Annotated in this window: 14 protein-coding genes and 1 pseudogene; 1 reads left to right on the forward strand and 14 read right to left on the reverse strand. The window is 51.7% G+C overall.

What is annotated here, in order from left to right; all coding sequences use genetic code 11:
* Positions 1-31: 31 nt before the first annotated feature.
* The 8 genes and pseudogenes from ACOTZP_RS01775 to ACOTZP_RS01810 all read right to left on the reverse strand — a co-directional run bounded on the left by ACOTZP_RS01775 (position 32) and on the right by ACOTZP_RS01810 (position 8,417).
* On the reverse strand, positions 32-1,327 hold the full coding sequence (locus ACOTZP_RS01775) for an ATP-binding protein (RefSeq protein WP_271074743.1): 1,296 nt from the start codon (positions 1,325-1,327) through the stop codon (positions 32-34).
* Positions 1,324-2,064, reverse strand: coding sequence for a response regulator (locus ACOTZP_RS01780; protein WP_271074744.1), 741 nt, complete (start codon positions 2,062-2,064; stop codon positions 1,324-1,326). The genes ACOTZP_RS01775 and ACOTZP_RS01780 overlap by 4 nt, the downstream gene beginning before the upstream one ends.
* 44 nt (positions 2,065-2,108) lie before the next feature.
* The gene (locus ACOTZP_RS01785; RefSeq protein ID WP_271074745.1) at positions 2,109-3,104 is read right to left on the reverse strand and encodes an alpha/beta fold hydrolase; all 996 of its coding nucleotides are present in this window, start codon (positions 3,102-3,104) and stop codon (positions 2,109-2,111) included.
* A 134-nt stretch (positions 3,105-3,238) separates the two neighbouring features.
* Positions 3,239-3,427: pseudogene (locus tag ACOTZP_RS01790) on the reverse strand (GNAT family N-acetyltransferase); the annotation flags it as partial.
* A 39-nt stretch (positions 3,428-3,466) separates the two neighbouring features.
* Positions 3,467-5,674 carry a peptidase domain-containing ABC transporter gene (locus ACOTZP_RS01795; RefSeq protein WP_271074746.1) on the reverse strand — a complete coding sequence of 736 codons (2,208 nt, stop codon included), beginning with the start codon at positions 5,672-5,674 and terminating at the stop codon, positions 3,467-3,469.
* Positions 5,674-6,927 (reverse strand): HlyD family secretion protein, encoded by a 1,254-nt coding sequence (locus ACOTZP_RS01800; protein ID WP_032624257.1) that lies wholly within the window; start codon positions 6,925-6,927, stop codon positions 5,674-5,676. The genes ACOTZP_RS01795 and ACOTZP_RS01800 overlap by 1 nt, the downstream gene beginning before the upstream one ends.
* Before the next feature lie 14 nt (positions 6,928-6,941).
* Complete coding sequence (locus tag ACOTZP_RS01805) at positions 6,942-7,457, reverse strand: CPBP family intramembrane glutamic endopeptidase (protein WP_421633594.1); 516 nt, start codon at positions 7,455-7,457, stop codon at positions 6,942-6,944.
* A 627-nt stretch (positions 7,458-8,084) separates the two neighbouring features.
* Positions 8,085-8,417, reverse strand: a complete 333-nt coding sequence (locus tag ACOTZP_RS01810) for a hypothetical protein (protein ID WP_023300105.1) — start codon at positions 8,415-8,417, stop codon at positions 8,085-8,087.
* A gap of 444 nt (positions 8,418-8,861) precedes the next feature.
* Here ACOTZP_RS01810 and ACOTZP_RS01815 point away from each other — a divergent pair, with 444 nt between their 5' ends.
* The gene (locus ACOTZP_RS01815; protein WP_023300104.1) at positions 8,862-9,410 is read left to right on the forward strand and encodes a GNAT family N-acetyltransferase; all 549 of its coding nucleotides are present in this window, start codon (positions 8,862-8,864) and stop codon (positions 9,408-9,410) included.
* On the opposite strand, the gene ACOTZP_RS01820 is transcribed toward ACOTZP_RS01815, so the two are convergent.
* The 6 genes from ACOTZP_RS01820 to glsB all read right to left on the reverse strand — a co-directional run bounded on the left by ACOTZP_RS01820 (position 9,398) and on the right by glsB (position 15,006).
* A complete protein-coding gene (locus ACOTZP_RS01820) occupies positions 9,398-10,312 on the reverse strand; it encodes a bestrophin family protein (protein WP_150311789.1) in 915 nt (304 codons plus the stop codon). The two genes, ACOTZP_RS01815 and ACOTZP_RS01820, sit on opposite strands and share 13 nt — an antisense overlap.
* Before the next feature lie 203 nt (positions 10,313-10,515).
* On the reverse strand, positions 10,516-11,967 hold the full coding sequence (locus ACOTZP_RS01825) for a tagaturonate reductase (protein ID WP_271074747.1): 1,452 nt from the start codon (positions 11,965-11,967) through the stop codon (positions 10,516-10,518).
* 116 nt (positions 11,968-12,083) lie between these two features.
* A complete protein-coding gene (locus ACOTZP_RS01830; RefSeq protein WP_023300102.1) occupies positions 12,084-12,611 on the reverse strand; it encodes a GNAT family N-acetyltransferase in 528 nt (175 codons plus the stop codon).
* An 82-nt stretch (positions 12,612-12,693) separates the two neighbouring features.
* Entirely contained in the window at positions 12,694-13,659 is a 966-nt protein-coding gene (locus ACOTZP_RS01835) for a sensor domain-containing diguanylate cyclase (protein WP_271074748.1), read from the reverse strand.
* Between the two features lie 58 nt (positions 13,660-13,717).
* The gene (locus tag ACOTZP_RS01840) at positions 13,718-14,080 is read right to left on the reverse strand and encodes a DUF4186 domain-containing protein (protein ID WP_048965757.1); all 363 of its coding nucleotides are present in this window, start codon (positions 14,078-14,080) and stop codon (positions 13,718-13,720) included.
* The gene (gene glsB, locus ACOTZP_RS01845) at positions 14,080-15,006 is read right to left on the reverse strand and encodes a glutaminase B (RefSeq protein WP_003857165.1); all 927 of its coding nucleotides are present in this window, start codon (positions 15,004-15,006) and stop codon (positions 14,080-14,082) included. Before glsB ends, ACOTZP_RS01840 begins: the two co-directional genes overlap by 1 nt.
* Between the last annotated feature and the right edge of the window lie 62 nt (positions 15,007-15,068).

Raw genomic sequence — 15,068 nt, forward strand, 5'->3', positions numbered from 1 at the left:
CCGCACGGCGCGCAGATACACAGGCGTACAATTAAACGCGCGGAAGAGTCACGCTTACGGCCAGCCCGCCCTCTGCCCGGTTTGCAAGATGCAATTTCCCGTCAAGCTGGGCGGTGAGCTGCGCGGCAATGGCGAGGCCTAACCCGGTGCCGCCCGTTTCGCGGTTGCGCGACGTTTCAACCCGGTAGAACGGCTGTAACACCGCCCCCAGTTCTGCCTCCGGGATGCCGGGGCCGTTATCCATAATGCGGATCGCTACCTGCCTTTCATCTTCATCAATCTCTATTACCGCGCTATGGCCAAACTTGAGCGCATTATCCAGCAGATTGGTCATTACCCGGCGCAATGCCTGGGGGCGGGTGACGATCGGCAGACGTGTACTGCGTGCATGAAACTGCACGTTTTTACCAATGTCCTGATAATCACTGGCGATGCTGTTAACCCACGCGTTTAGCTCCAGCTTAAGCGTGGTCTCTTTCAGTGATTCTGATGACCGGGCATAGGCAATACCTTCTCGTACCAGGCGCGACATATTATCCAGGTCGCTCAACAACTTATCGTGGAGTTCGGGCTGATCCGCCATTTCGACCCGCAGCTTCATACGCGTGATGGGCGTCTGAAGATCGTGAGAAATGGACGCCAGAATCTGCGCGCGTTCACGCAGATAAGTTTGTATCCGCGACTGCATCTCATTAAAAGCCTGCGCCGCCTGTCGCACCTCAACCGGACCTTTTTCAGTCATAGGAGAATGGGCCGCAGGATCGAGGGAATCAACCGCGCGCGTGAATTGCAGGAAAGGCCGGACAACCTGGCGCACGGCAATCCAGGAGCAGAGCGCGACAAGTAACAACTGAAGAACCAGCACCACGGGTAACCAGCTGGCGACTGGCGGCATGCGCGGGATCAGATCGATAGTGAGCGGTGCGCCGTCGCGGAGCGTCAGATGGGCCTGAATGTGGGAAACAGGCCCCGGCACTGCCGTAAACTGGAGCGGATATTGAACTGAAAGCGTCTCTTTCAGGGTGCGAATCGCATCCCGCGAGCGCTTGTCCGTTGGCGCAGCGCCAGCCTCGCCGGGACCAAGGATATAACGATAATTACCGCGACCGAGCCGTTCCAGCCACTCTGGCCGCTCTTTGGCCGGAAGCCGGTCGAGAATGGCCACGCTGGTCGCCACGTCATTCTCAAGATTGCCCAGCATAATCGTGCGCGCGCTGTGCATTCGCTCAACCATGACCAGCGTCAGGCTGAGCGCGTTAGCCAGCAAGAGTCCAAGCAGCACAATGATCAGCAGCCGGGCCAGTAAGGTGCGGGGCCACAGCGTCATTCATTGGCCTCGACGATGGTCACCGGCATAGTAAAAACGTAGCCTTCGCTGCGAACGGTTTTAATGTAGGCTGGCGAGCGGGCATCTTCATTCAGGCGCTGTCGCACGCGGCTCACCAGGAGATCAATCGAACGCTCAAACAGCTCGGCATCACGTCCCTGCGTCAGGTTCAGCAGTTGATCGCGGGTCAGCACCCGTTGAGGATGATCGAGAAATACATGCAGAAGGCGATATTCCGCCCCGCTGAGCGCCACAACCATCCCCTCGTTATCAATCAGATGACGCGCCACGGTATCCAGCTGCCATTCACCGAACACCACCAGGCGCCCTGCCTCGGTCACCTGAAGATTAGGCGGCATAGTACGAAAACGGCGCAGGATAGTTTTGATACGCGCCAGCAGTTCGCGGGCCACAAACGGTTTTACCACATAATCGTCGGCGCCCATCTCCAGTCCCAGGATCCGGTCCATGTCCTCGTTGCGCGCGGTGAGCATCAGGATCGGCAGATCCTTATGCCTGCTGCTGCGCAGCTGTCGACACACCGTCAGGCCATCATCACCGGGCATCATCACGTCCAGCACCACCAGGTCGATATGCTGTTTGTCGAGCACTACGCGCATCTCTTTCCCGTTCGCCGCGCCAGAGGCGTGGTAGCCGGATTTCACGAGGTAATCGACAATCAGTTCACGAATATCCCTGTCGTCATCGACGACAAGGATGTGATCAATATGCTCCACCGCAGGCTCCTGATTAAGAGGTAACGGATTGAAAATAGCACATATCAGAGCTTATCCGCGTCGACAACGGCTTTAACAAAGTTCTGCGGATCTTCCTGCGGCGGGTTGTGGCCAACTGTTGCGCCGAAAGTACGGTGCTCATATTTTCCGGTGAATTTCCCCGCATAGGCTGCGGGTGCAGGATGTGGTGCTCCGTTGTTACCGCCCTCGATGGTGATGGTCGGCACCGTAATGTTCGGTAGCGTAGCCAGTTTCTGTTCGTAGGCGTCATATTTCTGCTCACCCTTCTCCAGCCCCAGACGCCAGCGGTAATTACTGAGCGTGACGGCAACGTGGTCCGGGTTATCGAGGGATTTGGCGCTCGCATTGAAGGTGGCATCGCTGAATTTCCAGTCAGGCGAAGCCTGGGACCAGATCAACCGGGCAAAATCGTGTGTATTTTTAGCATAGCCTTCCGCCCCGCGCGGCGTGGCGAAATAGAACTGATACCACCACTGAACTTCTGCCTTCGGCGGTAAAGGCTGTTTGCCAATCGCCTGGCTGCTGATCAGGTAGCCACTTACCGAGACCAGCGATTTCACCCGTTCCGGCCAGAGCGCCGCAACGATATCCGCCGTACGTGCACCCCAGTCATAACCGGCAAACACCGCCTGTTTGATATCCAGGGCGTCCATCAGGTTGACGATGTCTTTCGCCATTGCCGAAGGCTGGCCGTTTCGCGGCGTTTTATCAGAAATAAAGCGCGTGGTGCCGTACCCGCGCAGGGACGGCACAATGACACGATACCCCTTCGCGGCCAGCGCGGGGGCAACTTCCGCGTAGCTGTGAATATCGTACGGCCAGCCATGCAGCAGGATCACTGGTTGCCCGTCTTTCGGCCCGATATCGACATAACCGACGTTCAGATCGCCGGCGTTAATTTGTTTTACCTGGTTAAAAGCCGACGAGTAATCCTTACCCATCGCTTCTGCCTGACAGGACATTAAGGTGCCAAGCGAAACGGTCAATGCGACTGCTGAATATGCGAGTTTGTTAAACATGATGTTATCTCCGGGTGAGTTCAGTTGACGGAGATATAACACCATGGGTTTGTATAGGGGATGTGTGCGGAGGCGGTTTTATTGCATACCTGTGTATGTATCACAGAGGCAGATACAGTGTGATACAAATCCGGTTAAAGGGTGATTCGGTAACGGACGTAATCGTCGGCTTCACCATAGTGGTCATAGAGTTTACGCGCCGGGTTGTTTGCCCGGGTGACCCAGTAAAGTTGCGACCACCCTTCCCGCTTGCCCTCATCGATGAGGGCTTTGCCTGCCCCTGCGCCACGTTCGGCAGCATCAACAAACAAATCTTCCAGATAGAGGCCAGTTTGGATATCGAAAATTATTATACGTTAAGGTTAATTTTTATCGATCACGTCATTAGTTTGAACACAAACCGATTCGTCAACATTAACACTTTGCTGGTGCTTCAGGTCCGTTAAGTAGCCGTCTGCCAGATACAAAACCCGGTCTGCAGATGCAATGGTTTCCGGGCGATGGGCTATCAGCAGGACAGGAAGCCTCAGTTGACGTAAGGTCTGGCTTATCCGGATTTCACTCTCAACATCAAGGTGGCTGGTCGCTTCATCCAGTAACAGAAATCCCGGTTTCTTGTATAACGCCCTCGCCAGCAGAATGCGTTGTTTTTGTCCTCCGGAAAGCCCCCCGCCGGTTTCACCAATCAGCGTCTGATACCCCATCGGCATAGCCATAACATCGCTGTCGACAAGTGCCAGTCTTGCGCACTGAATCATTCGTTCATAATTGCGGTCATCACTGAAAAAAATAATGTTATCTGCTATAGAACCTCTGAAAAGATGGTCATCCTGCAGTACTGTACCGATACGCTGACGAACCTGAAAGTAATCCGGATGCGTGTGCAATTTGCCAAATGCCCTGATCCTGCCTTCATCAGGGATGTGGATCCCAAGGATAAGCTTCACCAGCGTTGATTTACCGCATCCGGATTTACCTGTAATGGCAACAATTTCTCCGGGATGGAGTGTCAGCGACACTCCGCGAATTATCGGATTATTCCCTCCCTTGTGGCTGAAGATAATGTGCTCAAGTACTAGCGGAGCATGAGCATCTTCAGCCATCTCCCTGCGGGATACAGAAGGAATGTGCGAAGCGTTGTTATGCTCACGAAAAGGCTGTTGCTGAAGGCCTTCTGTCGGGGTCAGTACAATATCAGCCAGTCGTTCGTTGTAAACATCGAGCATACGCCAGGAAAAAAACTTATCAGTCAGGCTACTGATACTGGAAGAAAAACGCGTCTGATAGGATAAATAAGCAACCAGCATGCCGACGGTGAAGGTACCATTCAATACCTCCCCGGCGCCTTTCCACAAAATGATTGCTGATACCACGCTGCCGGTAAGAGTGTGAGCAATGTCATAGCACATCAGCAGACGGCTCTGACGCAACTGCGTATTTCTGCGGGCAACGTTGAGATTCAGCCAGGCGGCCTCACGATGTGCCGTCACACCGTTAATTCTCAGGCTGAGGATCCCGTTGAGTGTTTCAAGAAAATGCCCGGACTCCCTGGCACCTGCATCCCAGGCATCTTCTGCCGACTGTCGAAGGGACGGATACCACAGTGCCCTCAACACACCATAGAAAATGGCTGCAAGTACGGCGATCAATGTCATTTCAGGACTGTACAGCAGCATCATGCAAAGCGCAGTCACCACGAGCAACACATCCAGAATACCTTCCAGCACTTGCGTAGTCAGCGCCTGCTGGATGGTATCTACCGCCTCAAAACGAGCATTAATACTCCCCTTACTGCGTGCATCAAACCAGGCCAGAGGAAGATGGACCAGATGATGGAAAACCCGTGCTGTCCACTGCATGTTAAAATTGACGGACAGTGTAATACTCGCCCACTGGCGGGCCAGTGACAGCAGCATCTGGGTCAGTGACATCAGCAGAAGCGCAATAATAATGACGGTCAACAAACTCTGGTCGGCAACCACCAGGACTTCATCAATCACCAGCTGGTTGAGAAGCGGGCTTCCCAGTGTCAGGATTTCGAGTGCCACGGCAAAAACGATAATTCGCGACATTGCCGACAACAGACCCGGTGTTTTACCTGTCAGTTGGCGCAGATGGATTTTTTTCCTTTCATCCCGAGCGGTAAAATCACTGGCTGGCATCAGCTCCAGCGCGACGCCGGTGAAATGTTTTCCAGCATCCTGTAGGGAGAGCGTTACTTTTCCCTTTTCCGGATCATGAATAACCAGCCTGCTTCCGCGAACTTTATGTAGCACAACAAAATGATTCATGTTCCAGTGGAGAATACACGGGAGAGAAAGGGATCTTAGGTCCTCAAGCTCCAGCCGAACTGCCCGGCTGGATAATCCGATACCGGCCGCACATTCAGTCAGTCTCTGCAGGGTCATCCCTTGTGAGCTGATACTGAAACGTTCGCGCAGTGTGGGTAAGTCTGTTTGCAGACCATGCCAGCAGGCCATCATGACCAGGCATGCCAGACCACATTCCGCTGACTCTGTCTGTCGGGTGAGAGGAAGCTGTTTTCTCCCGGTCCATTTGAGTGTATCCATCACAGCTTTCCTTTCAGGCTCCAGAGCGGCTCAGTCAGCCACTCCCACAAATTGCGGGTATCCAGGCTGACATCCCCCTCAAGAACCATGCCGGGGCGCAGGGCTTCCTGTTTCCCATAAGCCAGAATAAAAGTATTTTCAGGTTCAACGATGACGCGGTAATGACCTTCATTCTCCTTCCAGGTCACAGGAGATACGGAGAGTAAATCAGAAGATGTCAGCGTTGTATGGCTTATTTCACGGATAGTCCCGTACTGCACACCAAACTTCTGATAGGGGAAGGCAGAGAACCGCAGGGCAACACGCTGCCCCGCCTGAATAAAGCCAGCATTCTGACTGGTAGCATAGAGTTCTATCTGCAAACGGGCATTGTCGGGAATGAGGGTCATGACAGGTTCAGATGCCCTGACAGACTGTCCCTGTCTGACCAGCACGGCAGCAACGGTTCCGGATACCGGTGAAGTCAGCGTGAAATTTTCCTTACCTGCCAGTTCGTCCTGCTGTTGCCTGATAACCTGCAACTGCCTGTCCATTTCAGCCTTCCGGCTTTCACCCTGAACGATGAGATGGTCAAGGTCGTCTTTAGCAGCCTCCATCGCGGTGTGCAGTTGCAGAAGCCCCTGACGCTGATCCTCAACGTTTTGCTGTGACGTTGAAACGTCAATCTGCTTCTGCTGGTATTCGATATCTGATACGTAATGCGTATCAGCAAGTTTCTTATAGCGCTCCATAACAGACACGGCCAGCGCAGCCTGATGCACGGCAAGTGACAGACGCTTTTCTGCACTTTTAACCTGAGGTTTCAGGGAAACTATTCGCTGTTGTATGGCATGCTGCTGCTGACTGTTGTCACGCAATTCCAGGGTCTGTTGAGAAGTCAGCATTGTAAACTGAGTTTGTAGGGAAAGTCTTATAGCAGCGAGTGTACCTGCCCCCTGTTCGTTGAAATGTTCACCGCTGATATGATAAAGAGTCTCACCGGCAATAATGTGTTGACCTTCTGAGGCGGTCAATTTGGTTACGTAGCCAGCATATTGAGGAGTGATTTTTACCAGCCCGGATGAGGGCATAACGATTCCGGAAAGGTGAGCCTTACGTGTATAGCTACCATAAAGAATAAAGAGTATCAGGCACAGAAATATGAATAACGTTGTGAGTGCGCTTACTGATAAACCGAATGACGCAGGTAAGACAATCTCACCATAATCAGAATCTGTTTGATGATTTAAAGCCTCTTCCCTGAAGATATTCATATCCCAAATATCCTTCAAAAATTTAACGACAAAACAAAAGCATTCATGCACGAATGAATTATAATAGGATAAAAAAGCCCTCTACTTCTTATTCTAACTATTAATAGCAATATTGACACCAAAAAAAGAATGGATTGATCTAAAATGTTATAATACTGTCCATGCATCAGACAAAAAGACAATGAAGTCAATATACATGGGATAATATACTTTTTATTAAAAATTGAGTGGAAAACACCGAAGATACAGCCCCTGTATATAATCTCCTCATAATATGGGACTACGAAGGTGGCTATTATAAATGCTATAAAACTAATATGGGAAGGTCCATAATGATATAAATTGTCCCTGTAAAGATAAACATTATACTGAACCAGCAAAATGACAAACAACACAACAATAGAAAATTTTATTGAAGTTAAATCTCTACTTGGGCGTAATTTAAAACCATCCAACTTCCTTAAGTAAAAAAATATACAAGAAAAATGCAATTGAAAATTCCGCAATAAACAATAAGAAAAATGACACATCGAGAGTAAGATAGCGGAGGGTTATGGATGGCGATAACGTAATTATTATTGAGATAACAGACGCAATAAAAAGAACAATTACGTTTTTCTTACTATAAATGAATGGATAGACATGCCTAAAGATTATCATGTTCAACCTATTATTAATTCATATTTTATATAAGAATCAACAAATATGGTTATGATATCGTAATCATTTTTTGATATCATGCACTTTAACTTCAGTGAACATTTGTAATGATTCCATTCTGCAACACAACAATTTTTATCGGAGTGTACTTTATTTACTTTTAAACCTATTCATCAAGTTTACGCCCCATCGAGTTACTGCTATTAATACAATCAACGCAATAAGAAACCTTGATATAATCCCTGGCCGTGATACTTCGTCAAACTCAAGAACTTCAGCGTATTTCAAAAGGGTAAATGCGATAATGAAAAAAAATAAGTAAATTAGGAAATTTAAAAATTGTTTCATGCTTAACCCGATACTTGTGATTACATTAACTTTATCAACAATAATAGCTCATCATGACTACTTCGAATAATCATTAAATATCGAAACACCTAGAATAACATTCAGTTATAATGAGCTTTTAAATTATTATCACACACAACTCAAATTACTTACCAACGGCATTGTCCGGGGCCGTTGTAATTATTACTTTTATCTTTACTACCACGATCTGAAAAACTATCTTTTGTGCACTGGCCAGCTATAGCTCCACCAATTACCCCAGCGGTCATACCCACTGGCCCCCCAGGAGAGCCGGCGATTAGACCACCGATGATTCCTGCGCCGCATGAGTCAACGCCCTTGTAAATAGAGCCATTGTTTCCTTTTGAATTACCAGATTTAGAGCTGGTGTTACGACTACCGGCACCTTCATAATTACCGCTTCCATTGCCGCCACTTACTAATGCTATCTCATTAAGGCTTAATGCTCTTATATTCGACATAAATCATCTCCATTTAATTTAGTTTTGCATTTTGTGCTAAAAAAATATCTTACATTACTTAATGTAAAGAAAGTGTATTTATGTAAGCAAATGTAAATAAGCTATTGAACTTCGTAAACCGTAGCTCCATTTGGGAGCAGTTCAGCTCCTGCATGGGCAGGCCTATAACACGAAATCGACCTGGAGGTACGGTAATGTTCAGGCATCTTTTCTGACGTCCAGCGCGCAATCACTTCTGCGTCGTAACAGATTTTACAGCCATGGCGCATCGCTTCGTTACGGACGTGCCAGAGTGTTTCGGCTTCTTCGGGCCTGGCTTTTCTTGGCATTACATACTCCTTTATGAATAAATCTGAATAACAAAAGCACGACCAACTGGAATGTGATATTGATGAAATATCAGAACCCAAACAAATGATAACGCTCAAATATGGAGATCACCGGATGACGATACCCACGCTTACGACAGAACGCTTATTACTTAAACCCCTTGTTGCCGCCGATGCCGTCCAGATCCAGCAACGCTATCCGCGCTGGGAAATTGTCCGCTATATGGTGGCTTCAGTCCCCTGGCCCTACCCGGAAAACGGTGCAGAAAATTATGTCAACAACGTTGCACTGCCCGACATGGCCAAAGGGATTGCGTGGTTCTGGACGATTCGCCGTCGCGAAGCGCCTGACGAACTGATGGGGTTGATTTGCCTGTATGACGTGGAGGACAACAACAGGGGGTTCTGGCTCGCGCCGGAATTTCAGGGCCAGGGATATATGCGTGAGGCGAGTATCGCGGCAACGGATTACTGGTTCAATACGCTTAACAAAGCGGTGTTACGCGCGCCGAAAGCGGCGGCCAACAGCCGCTCCCGACGTATTTCAGACAGCAGCGGCATGCGACTCATCAGGACAGAGAAGAAAGCCTATGTCAGCGGTCTGCTGGATTCGGAGCTGTGGGAAATCACCCGCGACGAGTGGAATGCCCGTCAGGTCAGCTGATAATGCTTATCCGGCATTAGCCTTTCAGGGATGTTCTCTTCATCGTTCATCTGCAACAGATCGCGCTCCATCATGTTGCAGATGGCGTCCAGCGGCAGATCGTTATCTTCCGTCCCAAACGGATCTTCCAGCTCTTCCGCCAGCGTATCAAGCGAGATAAAAGTGTAGGAAATCAGCGCAGAGACAAAGGGCGTCATGTAATGCAGATCAACAACCAGCGCAAACGGCAGCATGATGCAGAACAAATACACCGTCCGGTGCAGGATCAGCGTATAGGCAAACGGGACTGGCGTATTGGCGATACGCTCACAGCCTGCCAGCACGATGGACATATCGTTCAGGCGGTTGTTGAGGCTGTGAAACAGGATGTCTGAAAGGTGCCCGCTGCGCCGCCGTACGGCCAGCCACTCCCCCATGATCAGCAGGATACGGTTCGCCGGCGAGTTGGCATCCATCACTTTGCGTAAATCGTCTGGAGCCAGATAGCGGGACAGCTGATCGGCATTGGTTTTTCTGCGCAGTGTCATACGCAGACAGTTAGCAAACGCGATTTGCAGGCGGACAAACTCTCCAAGATGTTTATCATCCGGCAAGGTGTTTTTTACCTCGCGAAACAGCGAGCGCGCCGCTATCATCAACTGCCCCCAAAGCAGACGCGCCTCAACGTAGCGCGAATAACAGGCGTTATTGCGAAATCCCAGGAAGATGGCGATAGCCACGCCCAGAATGCTGAACGGCGCGACGGTAAAGCGGATACCCAGCGAGGTGTACCACGGCAGCATGACAATCACGGCGATGGAAAGCAGGAAGTTAAGCAGCAGTCGGGTATAAATTTTGGGAAGTACCGAACCATGCCAGACAAAAATCAGTTGCAGCCAGTGCTGTTGAGGACGAACAATCATAATCAGCTTCAGAAAAGTAAAGAGCGCGGCTATTAAACGTGATCCTCATCACGGTTGCAAGCATGTTAATAGTTCATTGCATTTTCTGACCTGTTAAGCCCTGACCGCACGGTGCTGCATGTGCTTTTTAAAAAAAAAGGACGTATAGTATGTTGTAACTAATACTGGTCTGTAAAAAACCCGGCAAACGCCGGGCATTATGATTAGCAGAGCGGTTTCACCGCCTCGCGCATGCCTTTGCTTAAAATTGCATCCAGATCCTGGGCAACCTGGTCTACCAGTCCGTTCACCAGAGTGAGATCCTGTTCCCAGTGCTCGCTCACACTTAACACTGACGATACCAGTTCACGGGTAGTGACTTGTTTGTCGTGATGTTGCGTCCACAGCTGCTGGTAACGTTCAAGCCAGTGCGCATCGTCCTGCACCGGATAGCGCTCACCGTTGCGCTCGGCACGGTAAAATGCAATTAGCGCCGCCAGGGCAAACGTCAGACGTGCTGGCAGTTCACCGGTCGCCTTCTGCCCTGCCAGCAGTTGTGGCAGAATGCGGGTGCGGTACTTGGTCATCCCGTTCAGTGCAATCGACAGCAGCTGATGCTTAATATACGGATTACGAAAACGCCCCGTTACGGCACTGGCGAAGGAGTGCAGCTCATCGCGCGGCAGATCCAGGACCGGAATAATCTCCTCATAAATAGCCTTCTCTACGAACGCGCAAATCTCCCCGTCGTTCATGGCTTCCCCTACCGTATCCAGCCCGGCCTGAAAAGCGACCGGAACCAGCGCCGTGTGTGCGCCGTTGAGGATCGCCACCTTACGCTCTTTATAAGGCTTGATATCGTCAACAATCAGGACGTTGAGCGGGTATTTATCCAGGCGCAATTCAGCTGAAAGTGATTTTGGCCCCTGAATAACAAACAGGTAGAAATGTTCTGCCGTGTCGAGGAAGCTGTCGTGATAGCCCAGCCCGGCTTCCAGCTCTGCCACCTCATCACGCGGATAGCCGGTAACAATGCGGTCAACCAGCGTCGAGCAGAAGGTGTTAGCGTTATTCAGCCACGCAATGAATGCCGCTGGCAGCGCCCACTCCTGTGCATAACGCAGCACCAGTTCACGCAGGGCATCGCCGTTGTAGTCGATAAGCTCACAAGGAATGATGATCCAGCCTTTATCCGCAGCCCCGTTAAAGTGGGTAAAGCGTTCGAACAGCAGACGCGTCAGTTTGGCCGGATAGCTGACAGCTGGCGCATCGTCAAACTTATCGCCCGCGTGATAGCCGATCCCCGCCTCCGTGGTATTGGAGAAGACAAACCGCATCTCCGGGTTATGGGCGAGTTTCAGGAATTCATCGTACTGGCTATAGACGCTGATTTCACGATTCACGGAACGAATAAGACGCGCATCGCTTACCGCTTCCCCCTCCTCATTCAGACCACGAATAATCGTCGTATACAGACCATCCTGGGTGCTCAGCGACGGCGGAAAATCACTCTGGATCGGCCGTACAATCACCACACCTCCATTGAGATCGGTATGCTCGTTTAAGAGGTCGATTTGCCAGTCAACGAACGCGCGGAGGAAGTTACCTTCGCCAAACTGGATGATACGTTCAGGGTAGCGCGCACCGGGGAAATCACGACGGTTGAGTGTGTTCACAATGGAGGTCCTTTATGATTAGTCATACAGCCTGATAAGATTGGTGTGATAACTTTTCAAAACTTCAGGACCAGAACCCCTGTCTGGATCAACTCAGGACGCGATGGTGAAAAATATCAAAGAAATTTATAGAACACCGAAGTCGCCGTCATGTCCCCGTTCGGCATCAGGGCGTAGCGTGGGATCTCCCCCGCCTTTTGCCAGCCCGCTCTCTGATAAAACGTCTCCGCGCCGCTGCCGGTCGAGGTATCAAGCACCAGCACCGTAAGCGCTTTTTCACGCGCAACCGCCTCCAGGGCTTCCATCAGCGCCATTGCCGCACCTTTACGGCGCGCCTTCTCATGTACCAGAAGTTTCGCGACATCTGCGCGGTGCGGCTGGTTTTCCGGCTGGTCGGTGATCAGCTGGACCGTGCCAACCAGCCCCTGCTCCGCGTCAAAACAGCCCAGGACGGTACGCTCGTCGCGCCCGACGCTGTCTGCGACGCCGAGCCAGAAGGTTTGGGCTTTCTCGGGAGAAAAAGGCAGCATAAAGCTGACGGAGGCGCCGCCGTTGACACAGTTGACGAGGATATCGCTCAGGGCATCAATGTGGGTGAGGATGTCCTGTCGGGAGAGAGGTTTAATCAGCATGGGAGAGTTCATTGCGCGTCCTTAGGTTGAATCTCTCCACTTTGCTATTAACATTTTTGTTACGCAATAAGCGATGACATAGGATTTCGTTATGTCATTTTTCGCCGTGATGTTGCCGCTTCATGGCGTACATTTGCGCATCCGCGTGTTTTAACCATGCCTGCATATCGTTGCGGTGATGATCGAACTCGCTCAGCCCCCAGGAGAACTGTAACGACCAGGGATGCAGCTGACGCGCGTTATACTTCTCCGTTTGTTCGACAAGATACTGCATGGCGATCCAGGCGCCAGGCTCATCGGTATCCGCAAACAGCACCGCGAACTCATCTCCCCCGAAACGCACCAGCATGTCGGCCTCGCGGAATGAGGAGCGCATCAGGGCGGCCATCGCTTTCAGGGCCTTGTCGCCCTCCTGATGCCCGAAGCGATCGTTAATGGTTTTGAAATGGTCCAGATCCAGCCAGCCAAGCGTTAACGGTTCTGCCCTACGCTGCGAAACCGACAGTGCAAACTGCGCAAACTGGTTAAACCCGCGTCGGTTAAACAGGCCCGTGAGTTCATCGGTCGTGGCGGCGCTAACGGCTGCAAATTCATCTTCTGCCAGCGCGCTGAGATCGGCCAGTACGGCGGAATCCGCCGCGGTAAACTCACGCGGTGCGTAATCAATGAGACACAACGATCCTACGCACGCCCCGTCACGTAAGCGCAGCGGGAAACCGGCATAAAAGCGCACGCCCGGATCTCCCGCCACCTGCGGATTATCCGCAAAGCGTTCGTCCAGCAGCGTGTCAGCCACCAGCAGCGGCGCGTCACCCAGGATCGTATGACCACAAAACGAGAGATCGCGAGTCTGGCTGGCGAGTGCCCGCCCGTCGGCAGATTTCACGATCGCAGCGTGGTCATCCACCAGCGTAATCATCGCCAGCGGCACCCTGAAAAAGCGTGTTGCCAGCCGCGTGAGACGATCAAACGCGGGATAATTGTCGATCTCAAGCAGACCGGACTCGCGCAGCGCATTCATGCGCTCCGTTTCATTCACGGGAATTAGAGGTGCTTTCATGACGTCTCCTGACGCTGAGCATTAGTAAAAGCGTAGCTTAAACAGAGACATTGTCAGTTCAGGAGGCACGATTTACCTCAATGACCAGCCAATGATGGATCACGTTGACGATATACTGTTGCTGCTGCGCACTCAGCGGCACGCCCTGCGGGATAGCATGCCACTTAGCCAGACAGCCCCGACAGCAGGTTGCCGTGGCATGCTGGGCGATAAAAACCGGATGGCCGCGCATCGGCGTCTGCTTACCGTCATTCACCGGGTGTGCAGGCGCCAGCCGCGCGGCGATAAAATCAGCGGCATGCTTATCGATAGTGTCCGCGCCCTTATCCCAGCAGTATTGCCGCTCTTTCATCCCTAAATGAAATCGTGAACGAAACGTGGAGCGAGCCAGTCGCGTAAACAGAGGATCTAACGTGGACATCAGTATACGGACCGTCCAAGGCGTTTGGTCAGCTGTTCCAGCGCCGCGACGCCCGCCAGTGAGTTGCCGGTCTCGTCCAGTTCCGGGCTCCAGACGGCAATCGCCATCTCGTGCGGAACAATGGCCACAACGCCGCCGCCAACGCCGGATTTAGCCGGCAGCCCCACGCGCCAGGCAAACTCCCCGGCGTTCTGATACATTCCGCTGGTTGCCATTAAGGCGTTGATCTGCCGGGCCTGCATCGGGGAGACAACGTCCTCGCCCAGATGCGGGGCATGGCCCTGATGCGCCAGAAACAGAAAAGTCTGCGCCAGTTCAACGCAGTTCATCTTCAGGGCGCAGTAATGAAAATAGTTTTGCAGAACCGTGGCGACATCATTATGAAAGTTGCCGAAGGACTTCATCAGCCAGGCGATGGCGGCGTTACGTGCAGAGTGTTCAAACTCAGAGCGCGCTACCACCGGATCGTAGGCGATGTCCTGCACGCCGGAAAGCTGCCGCACAATCTGGAGCATACGCTGGCGCGGCGCGCTCAGCCGGCTTTGCAGCATATCGCACACCACCAGCGCCCCGGCGTTGATAAACGGGTTGCGCGGCTTACCCTGTTCGATTTCAAGCTGGAGAAGGGAGTTGAAGGGCTGACCGGAGGGATCTTTGCCCACCCGCTGCCAGATCTCCTGCTCGTCATACTGGCGCATGGCGGCAACGAGGCTAAGCACTTTTGAGATCGACTGAATTGAAAAGCGCTCCAGTGCATCTCCCGCCTGAAAACGCTGCCCGTCGACAGTACAAATGGCGATGCCGAGCTTATTACCGCTGATCGAGGCCAGCGCGGGAATGTAATCGGCAACCTTACCCTGCCCCAGTAACGGACGAACCTGCGCCAGAATCTCGTCCAGCATCTCATTATGGATGACCGCAGCCACACTTTGCTCCTTGCCCTCAGGCTAAAACGGGCTGCGAGTATAACAGAGGCTTATACGTCACG

This window comes from Enterobacter cloacae complex sp. SYL001 (genome assembly GCF_049237025.1).
Classification (GTDB): Bacteria; Pseudomonadota; Gammaproteobacteria; order Enterobacterales; family Enterobacteriaceae; genus Enterobacter; species Enterobacter intestinihominis.